Origin of the sequence: Streptomyces poriticola, assembly GCF_036689765.1 — a bacterium.
GTDB lineage: Bacteria > Actinomycetota > Actinomycetes > Streptomycetales > Streptomycetaceae > Streptomyces > Streptomyces poriticola.
The window spans coordinates 1-852 of sequence record NZ_JBAGKH010000094.1 but is presented as its reverse complement, the minus strand read 5'-3'; the positions used below and the strand labels follow the sequence as shown (position 1 = coordinate 852).

1 protein-coding gene is annotated in these 852 nt (G+C 67.7%); it reads right to left on the bottom strand.

The annotated features are described in order from the left end of the window. Positions 1 to 852 (bottom strand): amino acid adenylation domain-containing protein (locus V5O46_RS31585; protein ID WP_332888168.1); only part of this gene is annotated, 852 nt, incomplete at both ends.

The window sequence follows — 852 nt, the reverse complement described above, 5'->3', positions numbered from 1 at the left end:
CTCGCCCAGTTCGATGCGGAATCCGCGGACCTTGACCTGGAAGTCACTGCGGCCGATGTAGTCGACCTGACCGTCCTTGGTCCACCGCACCAGGTCCCCCGTACGGTACATACGGGACCCGGAAGGCCCGTAAGGACAGGCGACGAACCGCTCCGCGGTCAGCGCCGTCCGCCCGAGATAGCCCCGGGCCAGACACACTCCGGCCAGATACAGCTCACCCGCGACACCCGGCGGGACCGGCCGCAGGGCCGCATCCAGAACGTACACCTGCGTGTTCCAGATCGGCGTGCCGATCGGCACCCGGTCCGCGCCCGGCACATGCCGCCAGGACGTCACCTCCACCGACGCCTCGGTAGGACCGTACAGATTGTGCACCGAACACCCCGGCAACAACCCGGCGAACCGATTGGCCAACACCGCCGGAAACGCCTCCCCCGCCACCTCCACCCACCGCAGACTCGTACACAACCCCGCCCCCGGCTCCGCCACGAACGCCGACAGCAACGACGGAACGAAATCCGCCCCCGTCACCCCCTCCCGCCGGATCAACTCCGCCAGATACCCCGGATCCCGACGCCCCTCCGCACCCGCCACCACCACCGCAGCACCCACCAGCAACGGCCCGAACAACTCCGGCACCGACACATCGAAACCCGCCGACGTACTCAACAGCACCCGATCCCCCACACCCACACCGAAATGCGCCACACCCCACGCCAACCTGTTCATGATCGACCGATGCGACACCACCACCCCCTTCGGCCCACCCGTCGAACCCGACGTGAAAATCACATACGCCGCACCATCCGGCGACAACGACCGCACCGGATCCGTCTCCGGATACCCCGACAC